The 25,702-nt window shown below is 63.5% G+C and carries 25 protein-coding genes and 1 pseudogene; 23 read left to right on the plus strand and 3 right to left on the minus strand.

The window, feature by feature from the left end:
* The 13 genes from BUQ73_RS24230 (at position 1) to BUQ73_RS24290 (ending at position 12,942) form a co-directional block, all read left to right on the plus strand.
* Complete coding sequence (locus tag BUQ73_RS24230) at positions 1-906, plus strand: energy transducer TonB (RefSeq protein ID WP_079229986.1); 906 nt, start codon at positions 1-3, stop codon at positions 904-906.
* A 108-nt stretch (positions 907-1,014) separates the two neighbouring features.
* Positions 1,015-1,584 (plus strand): YqgE/AlgH family protein, encoded by a 570-nt coding sequence (locus tag BUQ73_RS24235; protein WP_079229987.1) that lies wholly within the window; start codon positions 1,015-1,017, stop codon positions 1,582-1,584.
* The gene (gene ruvX / locus BUQ73_RS24240; protein WP_023378332.1) at positions 1,584-2,009 is read left to right on the plus strand and encodes a Holliday junction resolvase RuvX; all 426 of its coding nucleotides are present in this window, start codon (positions 1,584-1,586) and stop codon (positions 2,007-2,009) included. The genes BUQ73_RS24235 and ruvX overlap by 1 nt, the downstream gene beginning before the upstream one ends.
* A gap of 58 nt (positions 2,010-2,067) precedes the next feature.
* Positions 2,068-2,586, plus strand: a complete 519-nt coding sequence (gene pyrR / locus BUQ73_RS24245; RefSeq protein ID WP_079229988.1) for a bifunctional pyr operon transcriptional regulator/uracil phosphoribosyltransferase PyrR — start codon at positions 2,068-2,070, stop codon at positions 2,584-2,586.
* A 13-nt stretch (positions 2,587-2,599) separates the two neighbouring features.
* Positions 2,600-3,604: an aspartate carbamoyltransferase catalytic subunit gene (locus BUQ73_RS24250; protein ID WP_027920654.1), complete on the plus strand. Its 1,005-nt coding sequence runs from the start codon at positions 2,600-2,602 to the stop codon at positions 3,602-3,604.
* Entirely contained in the window at positions 3,601-4,872 is a 1,272-nt protein-coding gene (locus tag BUQ73_RS24255; protein ID WP_079229989.1) for a dihydroorotase, read from the plus strand. The genes BUQ73_RS24250 and BUQ73_RS24255 overlap by 4 nt, the downstream gene beginning before the upstream one ends.
* A 245-nt stretch (positions 4,873-5,117) precedes the next feature.
* On the plus strand, positions 5,118-5,648 hold the full coding sequence (gene hslV, locus BUQ73_RS24260) for an ATP-dependent protease subunit HslV (RefSeq protein WP_027920652.1): 531 nt from the start codon (positions 5,118-5,120) through the stop codon (positions 5,646-5,648).
* A 73-nt stretch (positions 5,649-5,721) separates the two neighbouring features.
* Positions 5,722-7,065 (plus strand): ATP-dependent protease ATPase subunit HslU, encoded by a 1,344-nt coding sequence (hslU, locus tag BUQ73_RS24265; protein WP_079229990.1) that lies wholly within the window; start codon positions 5,722-5,724, stop codon positions 7,063-7,065.
* Positions 7,066-7,238: 173 nt separating this feature from the next.
* Positions 7,239-7,616: a gamma-butyrobetaine hydroxylase-like domain-containing protein gene (locus BUQ73_RS24270; RefSeq protein WP_079229991.1), complete on the plus strand. Its 378-nt coding sequence runs from the start codon at positions 7,239-7,241 to the stop codon at positions 7,614-7,616.
* Positions 7,617-7,969: 353 nt separating this feature from the next.
* Positions 7,970-9,649 carry a class II poly(R)-hydroxyalkanoic acid synthase gene (phaC, locus tag BUQ73_RS24275; RefSeq protein WP_079229992.1) on the plus strand — a complete coding sequence of 560 codons (1,680 nt, stop codon included), beginning with the start codon at positions 7,970-7,972 and terminating at the stop codon, positions 9,647-9,649.
* Between the two features lie 62 nt (positions 9,650-9,711).
* The gene (gene phaZ, locus BUQ73_RS24280; RefSeq protein ID WP_027920648.1) at positions 9,712-10,563 is read left to right on the plus strand and encodes a poly(3-hydroxyalkanoate) depolymerase; all 852 of its coding nucleotides are present in this window, start codon (positions 9,712-9,714) and stop codon (positions 10,561-10,563) included.
* Positions 10,564-10,631: 68 nt separating this feature from the next.
* Positions 10,632-12,314, plus strand: coding sequence for a class II poly(R)-hydroxyalkanoic acid synthase (phaC, locus tag BUQ73_RS24285; protein ID WP_079229993.1), 1,683 nt, complete (start codon positions 10,632-10,634; stop codon positions 12,312-12,314).
* 13 nt (positions 12,315-12,327) lie between these two features.
* Positions 12,328-12,942, plus strand: a complete 615-nt coding sequence (locus BUQ73_RS24290) for a TetR/AcrR family transcriptional regulator (protein WP_060484670.1) — start codon at positions 12,328-12,330, stop codon at positions 12,940-12,942.
* A 131-nt stretch (positions 12,943-13,073) separates the two neighbouring features.
* Here the strand turns inward: BUQ73_RS24290 and BUQ73_RS24295 are convergent, their stop codons facing one another.
* The gene (locus BUQ73_RS24295) at positions 13,074-13,844 is read right to left on the minus strand and encodes a phasin family protein (protein ID WP_079229994.1); all 771 of its coding nucleotides are present in this window, start codon (positions 13,842-13,844) and stop codon (positions 13,074-13,076) included.
* A 10-nt stretch (positions 13,845-13,854) separates the two neighbouring features.
* Positions 13,855-14,274 (minus strand): phasin family protein, encoded by a 420-nt coding sequence (locus BUQ73_RS24300; protein ID WP_079229995.1) that lies wholly within the window; start codon positions 14,272-14,274, stop codon positions 13,855-13,857.
* Positions 14,275-14,455: 181 nt separating this feature from the next.
* Between BUQ73_RS24300 and BUQ73_RS24305 the strand changes: the two genes are divergently transcribed.
* Complete coding sequence (locus tag BUQ73_RS24305) at positions 14,456-19,150, plus strand: dermonecrotic toxin domain-containing protein (RefSeq protein WP_237772729.1); 4,695 nt, start codon at positions 14,456-14,458, stop codon at positions 19,148-19,150.
* Positions 19,151-19,170: 20 nt separating this feature from the next.
* Here BUQ73_RS24305 and BUQ73_RS24310 read toward each other — a convergent pair whose 3' ends face one another.
* On the minus strand, positions 19,171-19,446 hold the full coding sequence (locus BUQ73_RS24310; protein WP_079229996.1) for a polyhydroxyalkanoic acid system family protein: 276 nt from the start codon (positions 19,444-19,446) through the stop codon (positions 19,171-19,173).
* Between the two features lie 124 nt (positions 19,447-19,570).
* Between BUQ73_RS24310 and ubiE the strand changes: the two genes are divergently transcribed.
* The 9 genes and pseudogenes from ubiE (at position 19,571) to BUQ73_RS24355 (ending at position 25,671) form a co-directional block, all read left to right on the plus strand.
* Positions 19,571-20,341: a bifunctional demethylmenaquinone methyltransferase/2-methoxy-6-polyprenyl-1,4-benzoquinol methylase UbiE gene (gene ubiE, locus BUQ73_RS24315; RefSeq protein ID WP_027920641.1), complete on the plus strand. Its 771-nt coding sequence runs from the start codon at positions 19,571-19,573 to the stop codon at positions 20,339-20,341.
* Positions 20,341-20,964, plus strand: a complete 624-nt coding sequence (locus tag BUQ73_RS24320) for a ubiquinone biosynthesis accessory factor UbiJ (RefSeq protein ID WP_079229997.1) — start codon at positions 20,341-20,343, stop codon at positions 20,962-20,964. Before ubiE ends, BUQ73_RS24320 begins: the two co-directional genes overlap by 1 nt.
* Positions 20,961-22,583: a ubiquinone biosynthesis regulatory protein kinase UbiB gene (gene ubiB, locus BUQ73_RS24325; RefSeq protein ID WP_079229998.1), complete on the plus strand. Its 1,623-nt coding sequence runs from the start codon at positions 20,961-20,963 to the stop codon at positions 22,581-22,583. Before BUQ73_RS24320 ends, ubiB begins: the two co-directional genes overlap by 4 nt.
* Positions 22,584-22,654: 71 nt before the next feature.
* Positions 22,655-23,047 carry a phosphoribosyl-AMP cyclohydrolase gene (gene hisI, locus BUQ73_RS24330; protein WP_079229999.1) on the plus strand — a complete coding sequence of 131 codons (393 nt, stop codon included), beginning with the start codon at positions 22,655-22,657 and terminating at the stop codon, positions 23,045-23,047.
* A gap of 1 nt (position 23,048) precedes the next feature.
* On the plus strand, positions 23,049-23,384 hold the full coding sequence (locus BUQ73_RS24335; RefSeq protein WP_013974545.1) for a phosphoribosyl-ATP diphosphatase: 336 nt from the start codon (positions 23,049-23,051) through the stop codon (positions 23,382-23,384).
* Between the two features lie 153 nt (positions 23,385-23,537).
* Positions 23,538-23,810, plus strand: a complete 273-nt coding sequence (locus BUQ73_RS24340; RefSeq protein ID WP_033693915.1) for a twin-arginine translocase TatA/TatE family subunit — start codon at positions 23,538-23,540, stop codon at positions 23,808-23,810.
* A gap of 3 nt (positions 23,811-23,813) precedes the next feature.
* Positions 23,814-24,173 (plus strand): annotated as a pseudogene (tatB, locus tag BUQ73_RS24345) (Sec-independent protein translocase protein TatB); the annotation flags it as partial.
* A gap of 2 nt (positions 24,174-24,175) precedes the next feature.
* The gene (gene tatC / locus BUQ73_RS24350) at positions 24,176-24,967 is read left to right on the plus strand and encodes a twin-arginine translocase subunit TatC (protein ID WP_079230001.1); all 792 of its coding nucleotides are present in this window, start codon (positions 24,176-24,178) and stop codon (positions 24,965-24,967) included.
* Positions 24,964-25,671 (plus strand): 16S rRNA (uracil(1498)-N(3))-methyltransferase, encoded by a 708-nt coding sequence (locus BUQ73_RS24355; protein WP_079230002.1) that lies wholly within the window; start codon positions 24,964-24,966, stop codon positions 25,669-25,671. The genes tatC and BUQ73_RS24355 overlap by 4 nt, the downstream gene beginning before the upstream one ends.
* Positions 25,672-25,702: the final 31 nt, after the last annotated feature.

Raw genomic sequence — 25,702 nt, forward strand, 5'->3', positions numbered from 1 at the left:
ATGACGCTGCCTGCCGACATCCCCGCCGACCTGCTGCCACCGCGCATTCGCCCGGTGGACCGGCTTGGCTTTACCCTGTTCCTGGCTGCCCTGGTGCACCTGGCGCTGATCCTTGGCGTCGGCTTTACCGTGGTCAAACCGGCTGAAATCCGCCAGACCATGGACATCACCCTGGCCACCTTCAAAAGCGAGAAAGCGCCGAAGAAGGCTGATTACCAGGCTCAGGACAACCAGCAGGGCAGCGGTACCCTGGAAAAGAAAGCGGTCCCCACCACCACCGAGGTGGCGCCGTTCCAGGACAGCAAGATCAACAAGGTCACTCCGCCCCCTGCTGCCAAACCCGAAGTAGCCCCACCGCCCACGCCAGAGAAGTCCGCGGTGGCGACCAAGGCGCCGAAAGCGCAGAAGATCGAGCCCAAGCCGAAGGAAAGCAAGCCACAGCCAAAGCAGGCGGCGGCCACGCCAGACTTTGACAGCTCACAACTGTCGAGCCAGATCGCCAGCCTTGAAGCGGAGCTTTCCAACGAACAGCAGATGTACGCCAAGCGCCCGCGCATTCACCGCCTGAATGCGGCTTCGACCATGCGCGACAAGGGCGCCTGGTACAAGGAAGAGTGGCGCAAGAAGGTCGAGCGGGTCGGTAACCTGAACTACCCCGACGAGGCACGCCGGCAGCAGATCTACGGCAATTTGCGGATGATGGTGTCGATCAACCGCGATGGCTCGCTGTATGAGGTGCTGGTACTGGAGTCGTCCGGGCAGCCTGTGCTGGACCAGGCGGCGCAGCGCATCGTGCGGCTGGCGGCGCCATTTGCGCCGTTTACCGGGGACCTGGCCGAGTTCGACCGGCTGGAGATCATCCGCACCTGGCGCTTTGCCCGCGGCGACCGCCTGTCCAGTAACTGATCTGAAATTGGCGGGGCGCCGGACCGGTCGGAAAGGCTGCACAGCAGCCCCAAAACAGCCAAGCCGAGCACCTTGTCAGCCTCGCTACCTGGCGCCACACTATCCCCCATGAAAAACCTCAGCCCGAGCTACCTCAAGCATCAGTTCCTGATCGCCATGCCGCACATGGCTGATCCGAACTTCGCCCAGACCCTCACGTACATCGTCGAGCACAACGCCAATGGCGCCATGGGCCTGGTGGTCAACCGACCACAGGAGCTGAACCTGGCCGACATTCTCGAGCAGTTGCGCCCGAACGAGGTCCCGCCGGCCAGCACCTTGCAGGTCCCCATCTACCAGGGTGGCCCGGTGCAGACCGACCGCGGTTTTGTCCTGCACAGCAGCGAATGCAGCTATCAGGCAACCGTCGAGCTGCAGGGCCTGTCGCTGTCCACCTCGCAGGACGTACTGTTCGCCATCGCCGAAGGTGCCGGCCCGCAAAAAAGCCTGATCACCCTCGGTTATGCCGGCTGGGAAGCGGGCCAGTTGGAAGCTGAACTGGCCGACAACGCCTGGCTCAACTGCCCGTTCGACCCGGACATCCTCTTCGCCATGGCCAGCGAACAGCGCCTGGGCGCTGCAGCCCGCAGCCTGGGCATCAACCTCAGCCTGCTGACCAGCCAGGCGGGGCACGCCTGATGGCCGAACTACGTCTACTGCTGGGCTTCGACTACGGCAGCAAACAGATCGGTGTGGCCGTCGGCCAGGTGATTACCGGCCAGGCCCGCGAGCTTTGCGTGCTCAAGGCGCAAAACGGCGTGCCGGACTGGAATCAGGTCGAGAAGCTGATCAAGGAATGGAAGCCCGATGCCATTGTCGTCGGCCTGCCGCTGAACATGGATGGCACGCCCAGCGACATGAGCGAGCGCGCCGAAAAGTTTGCCCGCCGCCTCAATGGCCGCTTCAACCTGCCGGTGCACACCCACGACGAACGCCTGACCACCTTCGAAGCCAAGGGCGAGCAGATGGCCCGTGGCGGCCGCCACGGCAGCTACCGTGATAACCCGGTCGACGCCATTGCCGCCGCCCTGCTGCTGCAAGGCTGGCTGGAGGCCAATACCTGATCTTTCCGCGTTTACGTCGGGGCAACCACAACGCCCCCGGCGCCCCAGGAGATACGCAATGAGCCTACCCAATCCCGCCGACCTGATCCGGCAGATGGCTGTCGACCTTCGCGCCCATCTGGCCCGCCGCAACATCACCGAGCCGCGCTTCATCGGCATCCGCACTGGCGGTGTCTGGGTTGCCCAGGCCCTGCAGCAGGAAATGGCCGACCAGACCCCTCTCGGCACGCTGGACGTGTCGTTCTATCGCGATGACTTCAGCCAGAACGGCCTGCACCCCCAGGTGCGCCCGTCGGAGCTGCCGTTCGAGGTCGAAGGCCAGCACCTGGTGCTGATTGACGATGTGCTGATGAGTGGCCGCACCATCCGCGCCGCACTCAACGAACTGTTCGATTACGGCCGCCCGGCCAGCGTTACCCTGGTCTGCCTGCTCGACCTGGATGCCGGCGAACTGCCCATTCGCCCCAATGTGCTCGGCGCCACCCTGTCGCTGGCCGCCCATGAACGGGTAAAATTGACCGGACCCGCACCGCTCGCCCTCGAGCGCCAGGACCTCGCCACCGCTTCCGCCCTTTAAGAGTCCCCTCGCGATGACGCCAATCGACGCCAAGCGCCCGCTGCAGCTCAATGATCAGGGCCAGCTACGCCATTTCCTCTCGCTCGACGGTTTGCCCCGCGAACTGCTCACCGAGATCCTCGACACCGCCGACTCATTCCTTGAAGTCGGCGCCCGGGCCGTGAAGAAAGTCCCGTTGCTGCGCGGCAAGACCGTGTGCAACGTGTTCTTCGAGAACTCGACCCGTACCCGCACCACCTTCGAACTGGCCGCACAGCGCCTGTCGGCCGACGTGATCAGCCTGAACGTGTCGACGTCCTCGACCAGCAAGGGCGAGACCCTGTTCGACACCCTGCGCAACCTGGAAGCCATGGCCGCCGATATGTTCGTCGTGCGCCACTCCGATTCCGGCGCCGCGCACTTCATCGCCGAGCACGTGTGCCCGGACGTCGCCGTGATCAACGGCGGTGACGGCCGCCACGCGCACCCGACCCAGGGCATGCTCGACATGCTGACCATCCGTCGCCACAAGGGCAGCTTCGAGAACCTCTCGGTAGCAATTGTCGGCGACATCCTGCACTCGCGCGTGGCCCGTTCCGACATGCTTGCGCTGAAAGCGCTGGGCTGCCCGGACATCCGCGTGATCGGCCCGAAAACCCTGATCCCGATCGGCATCGAGCAGTATGGCGTGAAGGTCTACACCGACCTGGCCGAAGGCCTGAAAGACGTCGACGTGGTGATCATGCTGCGCCTGCAGCGTGAGCGCATGGCAGGCGGCCTGCTGCCCAGCGAAGGCGAGTTCTACCGCCTGTTCGGCCTGACCACCGCGCGCCTGGCCGGCGCCAAGCCCGATGCCATCGTCATGCACCCAGGTCCGATCAACCGCGGCGTGGAGATCGAATCGGCGGTTGCCGACGGCAAACACTCGGTGATTCTCAACCAGGTCACCTACGGCATCGCCGTGCGCATGGCCGTGCTGTCCATGGCCATGAGCGGGCAGAACGCGCAACGTCAATTCGACCAGGAGAACGCCCTGTGACCATCAGTATTCTTGGCGCCCGGGTCATCGACCCTGTCAGCGGCCTGGACCAGGTCACCGACCTGCACCTGGACGGCGGGCGCATTGCCGCCATCGGCGCCGCCCCGGCCGGTTTCAGCGCCAGCCGTACCATCGCCGCTGACGGCCTGATCGCCGCGCCCGGCCTGGTCGATCTCGGCGTCTCCCTGCGCGAGCCTGGCTACAGCCGCAAGGGCTCCATCGCCAGTGAAACCCGCGCCGCCGTGGCCGGTGGCGTCACCAGCCTGTGCTGCCCGCCGCAGACCAAGCCGGTGCTGGATACCTCGGCAGTGGCCGAGCTTATCCTCGACCGCGCCCGCGAAGCCGCCAACAGCAAGGTCTACCCGATCGGTGCCCTGACCAAGGGCCTTGAAGGCGAACAGCTGGCCGAACTGGTTGCCCTGCGCGACACCGGTTGCGTAGCCTTCGGCAATGGCCTGAAGGAAATCCCCAACAACCGTACCCTGGCCCGTGCCCTGGAATACGCCGCCACCTTCGACCTGACCGTGGTGTTCCACTCCCAGGACCGCGACCTGGCCCAGGGTGGCCTGGCCCACGAAGGCGCGATGGCCAGCTTCCTCGGCCTGCCCGGCATTCCCGAGACCGCAGAAACCGTGGCCCTGGCGCGCAACCTGCTGCTGGTGGAACAGACCGGCGTGCGTGCGCACTTCACCCAGATCACCAGCGCCCGTGGTGCACGGCTGATCGAGCAGGCCCAGCAGCTGGGCCTGCCGGTGACGGCAGACGTGGCGCTGTACCAGCTGATCCTCACCGACGAATCGCTGCGCGAGTTCTCCAGCCTGTACCACGTGCAGCCGCCACTGCGCACCGCCGCCGACCGCGACGGCCTGCGCGCAGCGGTGAAATCGGGGGTCATTCAGGCGATCTCGAGCCACCACCAGCCCCATGAGCGCGATGCCAAGCTGGCACCGTTCGGCGCCACCGAACCGGGCATCAGCAGCGTCGAACTGCTGCTGCCGCTGGCCATGACCCTGGTCGAGGACGGCCTGCTCGACCTGCCAACCCTGCTCGCCCGCCTGAGCAGCGGCCCGGCCAAGGCCATGCGCCTGCCGGCCGGCGAACTGAAAGTCGGCGGCGCGGCCGACCTGGTGCTGTTCGATCCCAAGGCCTCGACGATTGCTGGTGAGCAATGGCTGTCGCGCGGCGAAAACTGCCCATTCATCGGCCACTGCCTGCCGGCTGCCGTGCGTTATACCTTGGTCGATGGGCACGTCTGCCACGAGGCCTGAGTAACCCCTGTGGGAGCGGCCTTGTGTCGCGAAAGGGCCGCAAAGCGGCCCCAGCAATCCATGCATGTTGCCGAGATCCTGGGGCCGCTACGCAGCCCTTTCGCGACACAAGGCCGCTCCCACACTGTTCATATTCAGCCGTTACCCTTTGGCAACCATTCATCCCCCGCGGTTGAAATCTTCCCCCCCACCCCCATATGAGTCTGCATCAGGCAATTTTGCCCCGCTGCGTGGAGACTCTCCCCTTGACCACCATCGTTTCTGTCCGCCGTAACGGCAAAGTCGTCATGGGCGGCGACGGCCAGGTATCCCTCGGCAACACCGTGATGAAAGGCAACGCCAAGAAGGTCCGTCGCCTGTACAACGGCGAAGTGATCGCCGGTTTCGCCGGTGCTACCGCCGATGCCTTCACCCTGTTCGAGCGCTTCGAAGCCCAACTGCAGAAACATTCCGGGCACCTGGTGCGTGCAGCCGTCGAGCTGGCCAAAGAGTGGCGTACCGACCGCTCCCTGAGCCGCCTGGAGGCCATGCTGGCCGTGGCCAACAAGGATGCATCGCTGATCATCACCGGCAACGGTGACGTGGTCGAGCCGGAAGACGGCCTGATCGCCATGGGTTCCGGTGGCGGCTATGCCCAGGCCGCAGCCCGCGCCCTGCTGAACAAGACCGACCTGTCGGCCCGGGAAATCACCGAGGCTGCCCTGAACATCGCCGGTGACATCTGCGTGTTCACCAACCACAACCTGACCATCGAGGAGCAGGACCTGGCCGAGTGATCAGTTGTTCTGGCGTCCCGCTCGTAGCGGGACTTTTCCACGCCGAACACTCCGCCTCAGGACCGTATTGATCATGTCCATGACCCCCCGCGAGATCGTCCACGAACTCAACCGCCACATCATCGGCCAGGACGACGCCAAGCGCGCCGTCGCCATCGCCCTGCGCAACCGCTGGCGGCGGATGCAGCTTCCTGCCGAGCTGCGTGCCGAAGTGACGCCGAAGAACATCCTGATGATCGGCCCTACCGGCGTCGGCAAGACCGAAATCGCCCGCCGCCTGGCCAAGCTGGCCAACGCGCCGTTCCTCAAGGTCGAAGCAACCAAGTTCACCGAAGTCGGCTACGTCGGCCGCGACGTCGAGTCGATCATCCGTGACCTGGCCGATGCTGCGCTGAAAATGCTGCGCGAGCAGGAAATCGTCCGCGTACGCCACCGCGCCGAAGACGCCGCCGAAGACCGCATCCTCGACGCCCTGTTGCCGCAGGCGCGGGTCAGCAGCTTCAGCGAGGAAGCCGCGCAGACCAGCACCGATTCCAACACCCGCCAGCTGTTCCGCAAGCGCCTGCGCGAAGGCCAGCTGGACGACAAGGAAATCGAGATCGAAGTTGCCGAGAACATGGGCGTCGAAATCGCCGCGCCACCCGGCATGGAAGAGATGACCAACCAGCTGCAAAGCCTGTTCGCCAACATGGGCAAGGGCAAGCGCAAGAGCCGCAAGCTGAAGGTCAAGGAAGCACTGAAGATGGTGCGCGACGAGGAAGCCAGCCGCCTGGTCAACGAGGAAGAGCTCAAGGGCAAGGCCCTGGAAGCGGTCGAGCAGCACGGCATCGTGTTCATCGACGAAATCGACAAGGTGGCCAAACGTGGCAACGTCGGCGGTGCCGATGTATCCCGTGAAGGCGTGCAGCGCGACCTGCTGCCGCTGATCGAAGGCTGCACCGTCAACACCAAGCTGGGCATGGTCAAGACCGACCACATCCTGTTCATCGCCTCCGGCGCGTTCCACCTGAGCAAGCCAAGCGACCTGGTGCCGGAGCTGCAAGGCCGCCTGCCGATCCGTGTCGAGCTCAAGGCGCTGACCCCGGAAGACTTCGAGCGCATCCTGCAAGAGCCACATGCCTCGCTGACCGAGCAGTACAGTGCGCTGCTGAAGACCGAAGGCCTGAACATCGAGTTCGCTGCCGACGGCATCAAGCGCCTGGCCGAAATCGCCTACCAGGTCAACGAGAAGACCGAAAACATCGGTGCCCGCCGCCTGCACACCCTGCTCGAGCGCCTGCTCGAAGAGGTGTCGTTCAGTGCCGGTGACCTGGCCAGCACCCACGACGAAGCACCGATTCTCATCGATGCGGCGTATGTGAATGGCCACCTGGGTGAGCTGGCACAGAACGAAGACCTGTCGCGCTACATCCTGTAAGACCGCAGGGGGCCGCTTTGCGGCCCTTTCGCGACACGAGGCCGCTTCTACAAGGGAAAGCTAATTCCTGTAGGAGCGGCCTCGTGTCGCGAAAGGGCTGCGCAGCAGCCCCCTTGCACAATGGCCTGAATCACTCGAAGCTTGCACCATCAGCTCTCAAGAGACTCCAGACCATGGCCCGCCTGCCCACCGCCATCAACCTGCACAAAGCCTCCAAGACCCTCAGCCTCACCTACGCCCCCGGCGAGGTCTATCACCTGCCCGCCGAATTCCTGCGCGTGCACTCGCCTTCCGCCGAGGTCCAGGGCCACGGCAATCCCATCCTGCAATTTGGCAAGATCAACGTCGGCCTGGCCGGCCTGGAACCTGCTGGCCAATATGCACTGAAACTCACCTTCGACGACGGCCATGACAGCGGCCTGTTCACTTGGGAGTACCTCGAGCAACTGTGCCTGCGCCAGGAGCAGCTATGGGCCGAGTACCTCGATGAACTGCACAAGGCCGGCAAGTCCCGCGACCCGGCCGAATCGGTGGTCAAACTCATGCTCTAGCTCAAGCTTCCCAGGCTTTAGAGCGCATTTTCTAATCTCATCTGTTTGAATGCCTTACAGACAACTCCTCAACGGGTTGTCTTGCGCATTACATGAAAGTCGGGTAACCAATGGAGCTGGCAAGTTCCCTGCATCGCCTAGAGGGCAATCAGGCACTGGCCGGTATGTAGAGGTCGCGAGCGAAAGCAGGCTGTCTTCACACGCAGAATCCCCCGCAGCTCATCGCCGAATGCATCCGGCCCGCAGCACCGCTGTTCCTTATCACTGGTCACCCGAGTAGTAGTACCGGGCTGTCCGCTGTGCATTGCGCCACAGCAATCCGGTACTCGTCTCAGGACAACGGAGCGTCGTAGATGAGTAACAAGAACAACGATGAGTTGCAGCGGCAAGCCTCGGAAAACACCCTGGGGCTGAACCCGGTCATCGGCATCCGCCGCAAGGACCTGCTGAGCTCTGCGCGTACCGTGCTGCGTCAGGCCGTGCGCCAGCCGCTGCACAGTGCCAAACATGTGGCGCACTTCGGCCTGGAGCTGAAGAACGTGCTGCTGGGCAAGTCCAGTCTCGCCCCGGAAGGCGACGATCGCCGCTTCCAGGACCCGGCCTGGAGCAAGAACCCGCTTTACCGCCGCTACCTGCAGACTTACCTGGCCTGGCGCAAGGAGCTGCAGGAGTGGATCGGCAACAGCGACCTGTCGCCCCAGGACATCAGCCGCGGGCAGTTCGTCATCAACCTGATGACCGAAGCCATGGCGCCGACCAACACCCTGTCCAACCCGGCGGCGGTCAAGCGCTTCTTCGAAACCGGCGGCAAGAGCCTGCTGGACGGCCTGTCCAACCTGGCCAAGGATGTGGTCAACAACGGCGGCATGCCCAGCCAGGTCAACATGGAGGCCTTCGAGGTCGGCAAGAACCTTGGCACCAGCGAAGGCGCCGTGGTCTACCGCAATGATGTGCTGGAGCTGATCCAGTACAGCCCCATCACCGAACAGGTGCATGCCCGCCCACTGCTGGTGGTGCCCCCGCAAATCAACAAGTTCTACGTCTTCGACCTGAGCCCGGAAAAGAGCCTGGCGCGCTTCTGCCTGCGTTCGCAGCAGCAGACCTTCATCATCAGCTGGCGCAACCCGACCAAGGCCCAGCGTGAATGGGGCCTGTCTACCTACATCGATGCCCTCAAGGAAGCGGTCGACGCGGTACTGGCGATTACCGGCAGCAAGGACCTGAACATGCTCGGCGCCTGCTCCGGCGGCATCACCTGCACCGCCCTGGTCGGCCACTACGCCGCGCTGGGTGAGCAGAAAGTCAACGCCCTGACCCTGCTGGTCAGCGTGCTGGACACCACCATGGACACCGAGGTCGCGCTGTTCGTCGACGAGCAGACGCTCGAGGCTGCCAAGCGCCACTCTTACCAGTCCGGGGTGCTCGAAGGCAGCGACATGGCCAAGGTGTTCGCCTGGATGCGGCCCAACGACCTGATCTGGAATTACTGGGTCAACAATTACCTGCTCGGCAACGAGCCACCGGTGTTCGACATCCTGTTCTGGAACAACGACACCACGCGCTTGCCCGCCGCCTTCCACGGCGACCTGATCGAGCTGTTCAAGAACAATCCGCTGATCCGCCCGGATGCACTGGAAGTGTGCGGTACTGCCATCGACCTGAAGAAAGTCCAGTGCGACATCTTCAGCGTCGCCGGCACCTCCGACCACATCACCCCTTGGCAGTCGTGCTACCGCTCGGCGCACCTGTTCGGCGGCAAGATCGAGTTCGTGCTGTCCAACAGCGGCCATATCCAGAGCATCCTCAACCCGCCAGGCAACCCCAAGGCCCGCTTCATGACCGGCGCGGACCGCCCGGGCGACCCGGTGGCCTGGCAGGAGAACGCCGACAAGCATGCCGACTCCTGGTGGCTGCACTGGCAAACCTGGCTGGGCGAACGCGCCGGCGAGCTGAAAAAGGCCCCGACGCGCATGGGCAACCGCGCCTATGCCGCTGGCGAGGCTGCACCGGGGACCTACGTCCACGAGCGTTGAGTCGCAATGCCGTGGCGCGCGGAGCGTGCCACGGTGCATTATCAAGCCACAGAGCCACGCGCATGCCGCTACCCTACATATTCCGCACCGTCGAGCTGGACGACCAATCCATCCGTACCGCGGTGCGCCCGGGCAAGCCGCACCTGACGCCGCTGCTGATCTTCAACGGCATCGGCGCCAACCTGGAGCTGGTGTTCCCGTTCATCGAGGCACTGGACCCGGACCTGGAAGTCATCGCCTTCGACGTCCCCGGCGTGGGGGGCTCGTCCACCCCACGCCACCCTTACCGCTTTCCCGGCCTGGCCAAGCTGACCGCACGCATGCTCGACTACCTGGACTATGGCCAGGTCAATGTCATCGGCGTGTCCTGGGGCGGCGCCCTGGCCCAGCAGTTCGCCCATGACTACCCCGAACGCTGCAAGAAGCTGGTGCTGGCAGCCACCGCCGCAGGTGCGGTGATGGTGCCGGGCAAGCCCAAGGTGCTGTGGATGATGGCCAGCCCAAGGCGCTACGTGCAGCCATCGCATGTCATCCGTATCGCGCCGATGATCTATGGCGGCGGTTTTCGCCGCGACCCGGAGCTGGCCATGCACCATGCGGCCAAGGTGCGCTCGGGCGGCAAGCTGGGCTACTACTGGCAGCTGTTCGCGGGGCTGGGCTGGACCAGCATCCACTGGCTGCACAAGATCCAGCAGCCGACCCTGGTGCTGGCCGGCGACGACGACCCGCTGATCCCGCTGATCAACATGCGCCTGCTGGCCTGGCGAATTCCCAATGCCCAGCTACACATTATCGACGACGGCCATCTGTTCCTGATCACCCGGGCCGAGGCCGTCGCCCCCATCATCATGAAGTTTCTCCAGCAAGAACGTCAGCGCGCGGTCATGCATCCCAGTCCGGCCTCTGGTGGCTGAATTGTTGCTTGCTGTTGCAAGGGCACGACTGATGAGTACGACCGTGGCCTGACAAGGGAGTTGTTGCCATGAAAGAAAAGCCGGCCAAAGGAACGTCAACGCTCCCCGCCACCAGCATGAACGTGCAGAACGCCATCCTTGGCGTGCGCGGTCGCGACCTGATTTCCACCTTGCGCAGCGTAGGCCGCCACGGCTTGCTCAACCCGTTGCACACCGCCCGCCACCTGATGGCTCTGGGCGGCCAGCTGGGCCGGGTGATGCTCGGCGACACGCCCTATCAGCCAAGCGCGCGTGATGCACGTTTCACCGACCCTACGTGGAGCCAGAACCCGTTCTACCGGCGCGGCCTGCAGGCCTACCTGGCCTGGCAGAAACAGACCCGCCTGTGGATCGAGGAAAGCCACCTGGACGACGATGACCGGGCCCGTGCGCATTTTCTGTTCAACCTGATCAACGACGCCCTGGCACCGAGCAACTCGCTGCTCAACCCGCTGGCGGTCAAGGAGCTGTTCAACACCGGCGGACAGAGCCTGGTGCGGGGCTTTACTCACTTGCTCGACGACTTGCGCCACAACGACGGCCTGCCGCGTCAGGTCGATGAGCGCGCCTTCGAGGTCGGCGGCAACCTGGCTGCCACCCCCGGCGCCGTGGTGTTTCGCAACGAGCTGCTGGAACTGATCCAGTACAAGCCGATGAGCGAAAAACAGCATGCCCGGCCTGTGCTGGTGGTGCCGCCACAGATCAACAAGTTCTACATCTTCGACATGCAACCGACCAACAGCTTCGTCCAGTACATGCTGAAGAACGGCCTGCAGGTGTTCATGGTCAGCTGGCGCAACCCCGACCCACGCCACCGTGAGTGGGGCCTTTCGAGTTATGTACAGGCGCTGGAAGAAGCGCTCAACGCCTGCCGCAGCATCAGCGGCAACCGCGACCCGAACCTGATGGGGGCCTGCGCTGGCGGGCTGACCATGGCCGCGCTGCAGGGCCACCTGCAAGCCAAGCACCAACTACGCCGGGTACGTAGCGCCACTTACCTGGTCAGCCTGCTCGACAGCAAGTTCGACAGCCCTGCCAGCCTGTTCGCCGACGAACAGACCATCGAGGCGGCCAAGCGTCGCTCTTACCAGCGCGGTGTGCTGGACGGCGGCGAGGTGGCACGGATCTTTGCCTGGATGCGGCCCAACGACCTGATCTGGAATTACTGGGTCAACAACTACCTGCTCGGCAAGACCCCGCCGGCCTTCGACATTCTCTACTGGAACGCCGACAGCACACGCCTGCCAGCCGCCCTGCATGGCGACCTGCTGGACTTCTTCAAGGTCAACCCGCTGACCCACCCCGCAGGCCTGGAGGTGTGCGGCACACCGATCGATCTCAAGCAGGTCGACCTCGACAGCTTCACCGTCGCTGGCAGCAACGATCACATCACGCCATGGGACGCGGTGTATCGCTCGGCCTTGCTGCTCGGTGGCGACCGGCAGTTCGTGCTGGCCAACAGCGGGCACATTCAGAGCATCATCAACCCACCCGGCAACCCCAAGGCGTATTACCTGGAAAACCCCAAGCTCTCGAGCGACCCACGCGCCTGGTTCCATGACGCACAGCGCCGCGACGGCAGCTGGTGGCCGCTGTGGCTGGAGTGGATCACGCCACGTTCCGGCCCGCTCAAGGCGCCACGCACGGAGCTGGGCAACGCGACCTATCCACCGCTGGGCCCTGCGCCAGGCACCTATGTCCTGACCCGATGAGCAAGCCGACTGGATGAAGACCCGCGACCGTATCCTTGAATGCGCCCTGCAGCTGTTCAACTCACAGGGCGAACCGAATGTATCGACACTGGAGATCGCCAACGAACTGGGCATCAGCCCGGGCAACCTGTACTACCACTTTCACGGCAAGGAACCCTTGATCCACGGGTTGTTCGACCGCTTCGAGGAAGCGCTGATGCCGTTGCTCGACCCACCGCTGGAGGTGCGCCTGGAGGCCGAGGATTATTGGCTGTTCCTGCACCTGATCGTCGAGCGCATGGCGCAGTACCGCTTTCTGTTCCAGGACCTGTCCAACCTGACCGGGCGCCTGCCCAAGCTGGCACGGGGCATGCGCAGTCTGATCAATGCGCTCAAACGCACGCTGGCGGCACTGCTGGCCAGCCTCAAGGGCCAGGGGCAAGTGGTCAGTGAGACACAGGCGTTGGGGCAGCTGGTGGAGCAAATCACCCTGACCTTGATGTTCTCGCTGGACTACCAGCGGGTGCTGGGGCGCGAGGGCGATGTAGGGATCGTGGTGTATCAGGTGATGATGCTGGTGGCGCCGCATCTGCAGGAGCAGGCACGGGCGGCTGCCGAGGAGTTGGCGGTGCGGTACCTGGAGGGGTAAGCCGGTAGGAGATGTATTGCTGCACCGCCGCCTTCGCGGGTAAACCCGCTCCTACAAGGGACAGCGCTGATGCTTGATCCGGCGCTATATCTGTGGGAGCGGGTTTACCCGCGAAGGGCGTTACACCGCTATCAGAGCAGAGACCCGGTGCTGGCCGGAGCCGAAGGCGGGTTGCTGGCCGGGGCCGCAGTCGGCGCCGGGGCTGCAGTTGCGGCTGGAGCGGCGCTGGCCACCGGTGCTGCCGGCTTGGCGGCCGCAGGTTTGGCCGGGGCCTTCTTCACCGCTGGCTTCTTCGCTGCAGCAGGCTTGGCTGCAACAGGCTTGGCTGCCGGTTTTGCCGCTGGCTTGGCCGCTGGTTTGGCTGCAGGCTTGGCCGCTGCAGTTTTCGCTGCAGGTTTAGCCGCCGTCGTTTTGGCTGCTGGCTTGGCCAGTGGTTTGGCCGCTGCCTTGCTCGCCGCCGGCTTGGCCGCTGCGGAGCGCGAGGAGATCGGGGTGACCGAGGCGCCGGTCAGTTTTTCGATCTGCTTGGTCAGGCTGTCGACCTGCTGGTGCAGGGCCTTGATCTCGTTGCGGCTCGGTACGCCCAGACGGGAGATGGCGCTGTTCAGGCGCTTGTCGAAGGCCTCTTCGAGTTCGCTCCACTTGCCCAGTGCACGGTCCTTCACGCCAGACACACGCGAAGTGGTCGAGGACTTGGCGCTTTCAGCCACGTCTTCAGCGGTTTTCTTGGCTTGCTTCTCGGCCTTCTCGCCATCCTTCACCAGCGAGTCGAACAGCTTCGGCCCGTCCTGGTCGACCTTCGAATAGATACCCAGCCCCGCCAGCCAGATCTTGCGGGAGTACTTCTCGATCCCGCCGATCCAGGAGCTGCCTTCTTTGTCGGAATTCTTCTTGCCAGCCATCCTGCTCTCCTTATGGTTTGTGCGCGACGCGCTCGAGCAGCTCATGCAGCTGTTCAAGCTTGATGGACAACGCCTCAACGTCATGTTTAGACGGAATGCCAAGGCGATTCAAGGCGCGACCTACCCGTGCGTCGAAAGCTTTTTCGATCTTGTCGAGTTGAATTTCGACCTTGCCGCGTACGCGACTGACCTCTTGGGTGGCTTCGTCGATCTGGTTATTGGCGGCATCCAGCTCTTTGTCGATGCGCTTCTTGCCGCGTTTCTCGACACCTTCACCGGCTTTCACCAGTTCCTGAAAGTAGTCGGAGCCTTCCTGACCGACCCGCGCATAAGCGCCGATGCCCGCCAGCCAGATCTTGCGCGCGTAGCCGCGCACCTCGCCCAAGGTGCTCTGGGCGTCGTCTTTCTTCTTCACATTCACTTTGGCCATGTTCTGTACCTCATGCTCATGAGTGGAGGGAGGAACCGCCCATGGAGGTTGGGCTTGTGCACAAGGTAGGGAAGAAAATTAGAAACCTCACCCTAAGCTCCTGCTTGCCCTAATCATCTACCGCGGGCAGCGCGCACCGACACGCTAGCGTCGCCACCTCCACTTGACCGCAGCCGATGCCATGACCGACACCCCTACCGCCCGCGAAGAAACTTTCAAGCAAAAGGTTGCAGCCTGTTTCGCAGAACGCCCGAGGCTGCGCGATGTTCTGTCCCACGAAGGGTTCAGGGTGCTCATCGACCATTACCCATGGATACGCGGTAACCACCCACAGCTGACCTCGCTCGATGACTTCGTCATCCTCCCCTCTCTGGACGGTGTTACTCCACAGCGTGCGCTGCTGGATGTTCTGCTGGATCACCTCCTCGCAGGCAGCCGCCTTCAGTTGACCGCCGCGGACCTGCCAAGCATCGCCCCACCTCGGGTGTTTCACGCACAGGAGCAAGGTACGGACAAGGCCAGACATCCCGAAATCACCTTGAACCTGGCCAGGCTGAACGAAGGCCTGGAGAGCGTGGTGGGTGCATGCCTGGAACGGTTCCAACAAGCCCAGATCGGTTTCTGGAACGGCCTCGACGAAGCCAGCCAGGTCAGCCGCATGCGCTGGCTTGAGCACACGATCCAGGCCGCACTGCTCTGCAACCTGCAGAATCAGGGGCTGAGCGCAGCTGAAAGGGCCACCCTGTACGCCCTGCTCGCCGATATTCCCGAAGGTTTTTCCATCTGCGCGGTGAACGTGAATCTGACGACGGCAGACAACAACCGGCCTGTGACACTGCCGGATCTGCTGCTGTCCACCACCCAAAGCCCGCAAGGACGGGTCCTGTGGTGCAAGCCAGGTGGCAGGGTTCGCAGCTTCAGCGACCTGCCGGCCTTTGCCAGCGCACTCGAGGAAGAACTGGCGCAGCGTTATCAGTTCGATGGGCTGTCCTGGGCCCAGTCCGCCGTGGTGGGAGACCCATTTGCCTTCCAGGCCAGGCAGTTGCTCAACACCATGCTCGGTGACATCAGGCGTTTGCGCCTTGGGCACCTGACCTCGGTCGGCGAACTGCAGGACCATCTGCACCAGCTGACTGACCCAAGCGTGTACTTCCTGAACCAGGCACACTCGGCACAAGGCCTGCCCAGTGTCGGCCTGCCGGCCTGGCTATCCAGCGCCGATGCCGGCAGCCGCTATGCCTACCACACATCATTGCTCAAGCTTGCCGCACGCCAGGGGCAGTCCAAGGGTTTGACATCACTCGGCGATATCGACGACCTCCAGCGCTACGCCAACCGCCGCCTGCGCGAGCAACTGCAAAGCCGTTACCCGACAATTGCACAGCATGACCCCGACCAGGTACTCATCAGCGTTTCACAGGCCATCATCGGCAGCAGCGTCCAAGGCTCGCAGTCGCTGCACTTGCGCAACGAAACCCTGACCAACCTGGCCATCTCCCGATTACACCTGGGCGCTGGCGAAGTGATGACCGGCGTCACCGTTCCCGGCGGCGCAAACACCCACGCATGGCTGAGCCTCGAACAGATCAGGGCATTGATTCACGAAGTCGACGTCGGCGGCCAGTACCCCCATTACCTGGAGGCTATCGTCGCTGTTGAACCACGCAGGCAAGAGCGGATCCGGCAATACGCCAGGGAATGGCGAGGCGACCTGCTGTTCAGTACCCTCAAGGCCAACATCCAGGGGCAGCTGAGCGAACCCGCGAGCGATGCGCTGCTGGCGTTCTGCCAAGGCAGCAATGATGCCCAGCCACTGCATATCGCCCCCCTGGCCTTTCTGTGTGCCCCCGGCACTTCGGTCAGTGACAGAGCCCACGGCATGTTCCTGATCAAGCTCCCCGCCAGCCATGGCTGGGTGCTGTACCGACCGTTCTATGCCGACCAGAACCTGCTGCAGTTCACCGGTCTCGATCAGATGATGGCCGCCATCCGCCGCGAAGGTGAGTTGCAGCAGAGTATCCTGGACTGGCTGAATGACAACGTACGCGAGGTCTATGGTAACGGCGGTTTCACTCACCCCCACCTGCACCCAACGCTGGAAGCGCTGGCCGGCCTGCTGGGTGGTGAAAGCCTGGTGGTGGACAAGCTCATCGAGCAGCTCAGGCAGCCGGTCACGGCCCGGTTCGCCCCGTGGGCTACCGATCTGGACGCCCAGTTGTTCGATGCCAGGATCGAAGCCATGCGCTTGGCTGCGTCGCGCAGCAGCCTGTCCAACGCGCAAGAGAAGTCGGCACTGGTCAGCCAGGTTGCATGGTCGCTGTTCAACACCGTCAGCCTGCTCTGGCACGGCCCCCTGGCCAGCCTGACGTGGCTGATGCTGGCGCTCTCGGCCGCCAAGGATGACCTGTCGGCGCTGGCCAACGGAACCGACGAAGCACGGATCGTGGCAGCGACCGATCTGCTGACCGACCTGGCAATGCTCCTGACCCACCGCGGTGCGCCCACTGTCGCCGATCACCCGTCGACGCCGCAACTTCGCTTCGTTGAACCGTCCGAACGGGAAATTACCAGCGAAGAAACTCCGGCGCAGGTACATAGCCCCGCACCAGTGCGGCTTTACAGCTGGCACGACAATCAGCGCGTGGGCAACCTGTCACCGTCAGCTCGCCAGTCGCTGGTCAAGCTTCAGGCCAGTCGCTCGCTGGAGGGGCTCACACCGCTATCCGAGGGACGCCTGCGTGGTCTGTATGAAATCGCCGGCCGCCATTTCGTGAAGCTACAAGGGGCGGCATACGAAGTACAAGAGACCTGGGGCGGCATACAGATCGTCGGCCCCGACCAGAGCAACGACGAGTGGGCTTCACAATGGCAGGGCACGCCCGACAACTATCACATCGTTGGCCGTGAACGCAGCCGAGGCCCTTGGCTGGCACGCTGGAATGGCGAATGGGCAATCAACCTGAACCTCGCTGGAGGCATGCCCAGGACCAGCAAGGCCATTAATGCTGAAAACCAACAGCGTTATACCCAACTTCGCGAAACCGCTTCCCACAATTCCCAGGAACTGGCGAAGCTGGAGCCCTTGATGGAGCGCAACCGCCAGCAACTCACCGACTATGATGATCTCGCCACCGAATACAGCCTGGCGTTCCTGGCCCTGCCTGCGCAAGAACGTGCAAACCCGCCAGCGGCACTGGTGTTGCACAAACAGGAGCTGCTGGCCCGACGCAGGCAGCTTGCCACCGAGCTCAGGGCTTCCTCGCTGTTCCTGGAGAAGCAGGGCGTGCTGCTGGAGGCGAACGTGCGCACTTTCATGGAACTGAGCGAACCACGCTTCCTCAGGCTCGACATCACCGGCACCAACGCCAGGCGGTACAGCACGTGGCTCGAGGCCGCCATCGACAACGACATGTTGTTGTGCCGCCGCCTGCTGGAACAGGTCGACCATGAACAGTTGGTCGCGCAGGCCAATGGGCTGCACCGGTTGCCGCAGGGTGCCGAGCAGCTACAACGCTATGTCGCCTATCGAACCAGCGTGCGCGATTCACTCCAGGCCACGCGCCGACTGCTCGTGGTCAGCCAGCGGCTGGACCGGGCCATACCGGAAGCACTGGAAAACCCCAAGGTCGACTATGCGGACAAAGCCGGCAAACTCGACCGGGTCATCAAGCGGCGTACCTACTCGACGCTGGTGATACGCGCGCAGCTACTCAGCGACCTGGCCTACCTGACCGTGGACAAGACAGTGCTGACGCCTGAAGCGGCCGACAACCTGCTGCCATTGCGGGAGGTACTCAGCAACAACGAATTGAGCCGAACGATCTGGAGCCACGATGGCCTGGCCATGGCCGAGGGGTCTTCCGAAGACAAGGCCGAGGTGCTGGACGACGTCTTGCGCAGGTATCGCGCGATCCTCGACAAGGCCCACTACATGCAATCTTTCAGCGATCCGGCGCTGGACCGGGCAATCCTGGATGAGTACATCAACGAACTGACCAAAGTGTCCAACACGACCGAGGCACAACTGAGCGCTGCGCTGGCCGACCTCGAGAAAGGCATCCTGCCACCACCACCACGGGCACTGCACCGTGCCACGCCAGGCAAGCGTACAGTGATCCGCGTAGGGCGCCGTCCGGCGCTGGTGGAGGCACAAGGCGACCACGCGGTCCAACGCAACCCGATCAACCAGCAACCGGCGGGCAATTACGAACGAAGCGGTGACGAATGGCATGAACAGGCTGCCGAGCCGCGAACTGACGAGCCCGACATTGCGCAGCTTCGCCTGGATGCCAGGCAGCTGTTGGCGCAGGTCGATGAAAAAATCGCCTTCGCGGCACGCTATGCAGACCAGCCCAATAGCCTGAATGACTTCCTGGACTGGCCAATCAACGACATGGAGGAGTTGTCACAGCGATTGGCCGCCATCGACAGTGACCTGGTCAGCCAGCTACGCCAGGCGACGGCACGGGTCGGCGAGAGGAAGCAGCAACTGCTCACCAACGCCTACCTGAACACCCGGCATCCGGACAGCACGGCCTTACGCTATCTGCTGGAGCAGCGGCGAGTCTCAATCGCACCGAGCGTGCTCCGCAGGCCGCTTCGCCACGCCAACGACTACCTTGATGTCTATGAGATCAGGGACATTCAAGCACCGCGTGCAGTGCTGTGGGAAGCACACTTCCACTACCGTAGCCCGGATGCCAAAGCCCATGATTTCGTCAAAGGGCACCTTAAATTCCGGGACCCTCGTGAAAAAAGCCGTGACGCCAGCCTGGAACTGGCGCCCAACGCCAAGGAACGTATCGCCATCTACCGGGGCGACCTGCGCCTGGCCCAGATCGCAGACATCATTCCGTTCCCGCCTGCATCACAGTAGACGTCAAATGGCGGCAATCTTCACGCCAGGGCCTTGTCCAGCGCCCGTTCGATCTCGCCCTTGATGGTGCCGCCCATCATGGACAGCATCATGCCGAGCTTCAGTTCGACGCGGATGCTGTCCTCGCCAATGTGCACGCTGCCGTTGGCGCCGCTGCGCGCCACATCGACCCGGTCACCGTTCCAGGTGGCCTTGAGGTCGTATTCGCGGCTGAGCTTGTCGACCAGCGCTTCGGCCTTGGCGCGGGCAGCCTCGCGGCCGAGGGAATGTTTGCGTTCGACGCTGATCTGGGTCATGCGGGTGTTCCTGGGTATGTAGACATAATCTGCATTATGCCCGCCCCTGCCCCAAGGCACACCCCGCCAAGACAAATCCGCCCGTTCGCCCTAGAATGGCGGTAATTTTTTCCGGTGAAGCGATATGAACGACCAGCGCAAAGGCGACCACGCCGAACCCACCACCCATTTCGGCTACCAGGACGTCCCTGAAAGCCAGAAGGCGAAGAAAGTCGCCGAAGTGTTCCACTCTGTGGCCGCCAAGTACGACCTGATGAACGACGTGCTCTCCGGCGGCATGCACCGCCTGTGGAAGCGGTTCACCATCGAGCTGTCGGGCGTGCGCGCCGGCAACCGCGTGCTGGACATCGCTGGCGGCACTGGCGACCTGGCCGCCAAGTTCTCGCGCCTGGTCGGCCCGACGGGCCAGGTGGTGCTCGCCGACATCAACGATTCGATGCTCAAGGTCGGCCGAGACCGCCTGCTCGACCGCGGCGTGGCCGGCAACATCGAGTTCGTCCAGGCCGACGCCGAAAAGCTGCCGTTCCCGGACAACCACTTCGACTGCGTGACCATCGCCTTCGGCCTGCGCAACGTCACCCACAAGGACCAAGCCATCCGCTCGATGCTGCGCGTGCTCAAGCCGGGCGGGCGCCTGTTGATCCTGGAGTTCTCCAAGCCGACCAACAAGCTGATGTCCAAGGCCTACGATGCTTACTCGTTCGCCTTCATGCCGCTGGCCGGCAAGCTGATCACCAATGACTCCGAGAGCTACCGTTACCTCGCCGAGTCGATCCGCATGCACCCCGACCAGGAAACCCTGAAAAGCATGATGGTCGAGGCCGGTTTCGACCGCGTCACCTACCACAACATGACCAGCGGTATCGTCGCCGTGCACCGGGGAATCAAGCCCTGATGTTGCTGGCCGGGCTGCTCGCCAGTGTCGAACATGGCCTGAACCGCGTCCTGCGCATGGACAGCACGGCTTTGCCGCGCCTGGCCGCGCTGGAAGGCAAGGTCATCGAGATCGACTGCCGCCAACCGGCCCTGCAGGTGTTCATCCTCCCCGATGAAGAAGGCCTTATGCTTGCCGCCCACTGGGAGGGCGAGGTCGACTGCAGCCTGCGCGCCCCAGCCGGCAGCCTGGTGCAACTGGCCGTGGCCAGGGACAAGACTGCCGTGTTGCACAGCCCGCAGGTCGAACTGCATGGCGACAGCGCCGTGCTGCTCGACCTGTTCGGCGTGCTGCAAGACCTGGAGCTGGACTGGGAACACGAACTGCAGCGCTGGCTTGGCCCGGTCGCCACGGCGATGCTCGCCGGCCACATCCGCCTGCGTGCACGCTGGACCCGCCAAGGCCTGGCACGGTTCAGCCAGAACCTGTCGGAATACCTGGCAGAGGAATCACGCACCCTGGTGGGCCAGCGCGAAGCCGAAGCCGCTTTCAGCCAGCTCGACACCCTGAAGCTCGATATCGAACGCCTCGAGGCGCGCCTGCAGCGCCTCTCCCGATCCCTTGATACCAGCGATAACGCATGAAGCTGCTCGCCGTCCGCCGTCTTTTTCGCATCCAGCGTGTGGTAATCCGCTACCGTCTCGATGACCTGTTGTTCGATCAGCCCCTGTTGCCCTGGTGGCTGGCCAGCCTGCGCCTGCTGATGCCATGGCGCTGGCTGCCGCGCAAACCCTCCGAACTCAGCCGTGGTGCACGCCTGCGCCTGGCGCTGCAGGACCTGGGGCCGATCTTCATCAAGTTCGGCCAGTTGCTGTCCACGCGCCGCGACCTGCTGCCCACCGACATCGCCGACGAGCTGATGCTGCTGCAGGACCGCGTACCGCCGTTTGACCCGAAACAAGCCGTGGCGATGATCGAAGATCAGCTCGGCGCCAAGGTCGGCGAAGTGTTCAGCCGCTTCGACGTCGAGCCGCTGGCCTCGGCCTCGGTGGCCCAGGTGCATGCCGCCCGCCTCAAGAGCGGCGAAGAGGTCGTGGTCAAGGTGGTACGCCCGGGCCTCAAGCCGGTAATCGCCCAGGACCTGGCTTGGCTGTTCCTCATCGCCAAGGCTGCCGAGCGCGCCTCGGCCGATGCCCGCCGCCTGCACCCGGTGGAAATCGTCGGTGACTACGAAAAGACCATCTACGACGAGCTCGACCTGCTGCGCGAGGCGGCCAACGCCAGCCAGCTGCGGCGAAATTTCGAAGGTTCCGAGCTGATGTACGTACCCCAGGTGTACTGGGACCTGTGCCGGCCGAAAGCGCTGGTGATGGAGCGCATCTACGGCGTGCCGGTGACCGACATGGCGACCCTGGCCGACCAGCGCACCGACATGAAGATGCTGGCCGAGCGTGGTGTCGAGGTGTTCTTCACCCAGGTGTTCCGCGACAGCTTCTTCCATGCCGACATGCACCCGGGCAACATCTTCGTCAGCACGGTCAAACCGTGGAGCCCGCAGTACATCGCCATCGACTGCGGCATCGTCGGCAGCCTCACCGCCGAGGACCAGGATTACCTGGCGCGCAACCTGATCGCCTTCTTCAAGCGCGACTACCGCCGCGTTGCCCAGTTGCACATCGACTCGGGCTGGGTACCGGCGCACACCAAGGTCAATGAGTTCGAAGCGGCAATCCGCACCGTGTGCGAGCCGATCTTCGAAAAACCGTTAAAGGATATTTCCTTTGGCCAGGTGCTGATGCGCCTGTTCCAGACCGCACGGCGCTTCAACATGGAAGTCCAGCCACAGCTGGTACTGCTGCAGAAGACCCTGCTCAACATCGAAGGCCTCGGCCGTCAGCTGTACCCGGACCTGGACCTGTGGAGCACCGCCAAGCCGTTCCTGGAACGCTGGATGCGCGAACGCATGAGCCCCAAGGCCGTGTTCGGCAACATCCATGGCCAGGTCGAGCAGCTGCCGCACCTGGCCGGTATGGCCCGCGACCTGCTTGAGCGCCTGTCGCAGCCGCATCTGGAAGACCCGCAACTGCCGGAGCGCCGTCGCCAGGGCGACCGCTGGGCACTGCGCCTGCTCGGCGCCGGCTTGCTCGGTGGTGGTGCGGTACTGGCCACCGGAGCCGCCGACGCCGCCAGCCTGGCCGCCCCGGCCGCCTGGCCAGCGTGGCTGATGCTGGCCGCAGGCCTTTACCTGATCGTGCGCCAATAGCCAGCCGCGCTGCTGGCTGGCACACTAGCGCAAAGGGCCCGGTACAGGACGGGCCCGCTTTGGAGTCGACGATGAAAGACTGGCTGGACGAGATCAAGTGGAACAGCGATGGCCTGGTACCGGCGATCGCCCAGGACCACAAGACCGGACGCGTGCTGATGATGGCCTGGATGAACCGCGAATCGCTGGCGCTGACCGCCGCCGAGCAACGTGCCATCTACTGGTCGCGTTCCCGTGGCAAGCTGTGGCGCAAGGGCGAAGAGTCCGGCCATGTGCAAAAGCTGCATGAAATGCGCCTGGACTGCGATGCCGACGTGATCATCCTGATGGTCGAGCAACTGGGTCATATCGCTTGCCATACTGGCCGTGAAAGCTGCTTCTACCGCGTCTACGAGGACGGCCAGTGGAAAACCGTCGACCCGGTTCTGAAAGACCCGGATGCCATCTACAGCGCAGGACACTGACATGAGCGACACCCTAAACCGCCTGGCCGAAGTGCTGGAAGAGCGCAAACAAGCGGCTCCCGACAGCTCCTACGTGGCCAGCCTGTACCACAAGGGCTTGAACAAGATCCTCGAAAAGCTCGGCGAAGAGTCGGTCGAGACCATCATCGCGGCCAAAGACGCCGCCGTGAGCAAGGATTACAGTGATGTCATCTATGAAACCGCAGACTTGTGGTTCCATAGCCTGGTCATGCTCAGCGCGCTGGGCCAGCACCCGCAAGCCGTGCTAGATGAACTGGAGCGCCGTTTCGGGCTGTCCGGGCACGATGAGAAGGCGGCACGGCAGCCATCTGCCTGATGTATTTCTGGGGGCGCTGTGCGCCCCTTTCGCGACGCAAGGCCGCTCCCACAAGGGACCGGCGTAACACGGACCTTGTGGGAGCGGCCTTGTGTCGCGAAAGGGCTGCAAAGCAGCCCCAGAAGGTTCACTGATAATTTTCAGGAGTACGAAATGGGTATCTTTGACTGGAAACACTGGATCGTCCTGCTGGTCGTCGTGGTCCTGGTGTTCGGCACCAAGAAGCTGAAGAACTTCGGCAGCGACCTGGGCGAATCAATCAAGGGCTTCCGCAAGGCCATGAACGACGAAGAAAACAAGCCGGCCGAACAGACCCCGCCGCCAGCCCAGCCAGTCCCCCCCGTGCAGAACACTGCCCAGCAACCACAGGGCCACACCATCGAGGGCCAGGCCCAGCCGGTCCAAGAGCCGCAGCGGAAAGACTGACCCATGTTCGGCATCAGCTTCAGCGAGCTGCTGCTCGTCGGCCTGGTCGCCCTGTTGGTGCTCGGCCCCGAGCGCCTGCCTGGCGCCGCGCGTACCGCGGGGCTGTGGATCGGGCGGCTGAAACGCAGCTTCAATGCGATCAAGATGGAGGTCGAGCGCGAAATCGGCGCCGACGACATTCGCCGCCAGTTGCATAACGAGCACATCCTGCAGATGGAAGAGGAAGCCAAGCGCATCCTCAACCCGCAGCTGCCGCCGGCACAGCCGCCAGTCGCCACCCAGCCTACCGCTGCGCCAACGCCAGCACCGGCAGCGCCGACGACCACGCCTGAACCGCCCGAACAGCCTCAACCGCCGCGAGCCCCATGAGCGAAAATCCGGAACACGACCAGCCGATGCCGCTGGTCTCGCACCTGACCGAACTGCGTACCCGCCTGCTGCGCTGCGTGGCGGTCATCTTCCTGATCTTTGCCGGGCTGTTCTCCTTCGCCCAGCAGATCTACACCTTGGTGTCGGCGCCGCTGCGTGATCACTTGCCAGCCAATGCGACGATGATCGCCACCGACGTGGCCTCGCCGTTCTTGACGCCGTTCAAGCTGACCATGATCGTCTCGCTGTTCCTGGCGATCCCGTTCATTCTTCAGCAGATCTGGGGCTTCATCGCGCCAGGCCTGTACCGCCATGAAAAACGCATCGCCATTCCGTTGCTGGTGTCGAGCATCCTGCTGTTCTACGCCGGCATGGCCTTCGCCTATTTCCTGGTGTTCCCGCTGATGTTCAAGTTCTTCGCCGCTGCCACCCCGGCAGGCGTTGCGATGATGACCGACATCGCCAACTACCTCGACTTCGTCATGACCCTGTTCTTCGCCTTCGGTGTCGCGTTCGAGATCCCGGTGGCTGTGGTGTTGCTGGTGTGGATCGGCGTGGTCGACGTGAAGTACCTGAAAAAGGTCCGACCGTATGTGATCATCGGCTGCTTCGTGGTCGGCATGATCCTCACCCCGCCGGACATCTTCTCGCAGACCCTGCTCGCAGTGCCGATGTGGCTGCTGTTCGAAATTGGCGTGCTGTGCGGCAGCCTGATCCGCAAGCGCAGCCATGCTGACGACGAAGCCACCAACGACCATAACGACCAGCCGCCAGCGACCCAACCGTGAACCTGTTACTCCTTGAAGAGGCCGACTTCGTCTCGGCCGACCGCGTCGTCCTCGCTGATCGGCGTTTTACCCACATGCAGGACATTCACCGCGTCGCGGTGGGCGACACGTTGCGCGTGGGCCGTATCAACGGCCTGATGGGCAAAGCCACGGTGCTGCGCCTGGAAAAGCACGAAGCCGAGCTCGAGGTCGCCTTCGACCAGCAGCCACCGACCAAGCTGCCGCTGACCCTGGTGTTGGCCGTGCCGCGGCCGAAGATGCTGCGTCGGCTGTTCCAGACCGTGGCGACCCTGGGTGTGCCGCGGCTGATCCTGGTCAACAGTTACAAGGTCGAGAAAAGCTTCTGGCAAACGCCCTTTCTCAACCCTGAAACCATTCGCGAGAACCTGATTCTCGGCCTGGAACAGGCCCGTGACACGGTGCTGCCCGAGGTGATCATCGAGAAGCGCTTCAAACCGTTCGTCGAAGACCGCCTGCCTGCCATCGCCGATGGCACCCTCGGCCTGGTCGGCCACCCTGGCCCCTACCCGGCCTGCCCACGCGCAGTCGAAGGGCCAGTCACCCTGGCGATCGGGCCCGAAGGTGGCTGGATCCCTTACGAAGTGGACTTGCTCGGCAAGGCTGGCCTGGCCCCCGTTCAGCTGGGTGATCGCATTCTGCGTGTGGAAACTGCTGTAACTGCCTTGCTCTCAAGGATTTTCTGACGAGCGGGTCAACCTCCCCCTATCAAGTTTC

The organism is Pseudomonas putida (assembly GCF_002025705.1).
GTDB lineage: Bacteria > Pseudomonadota > Gammaproteobacteria > Pseudomonadales > Pseudomonadaceae > Aquipseudomonas > Aquipseudomonas putida_J.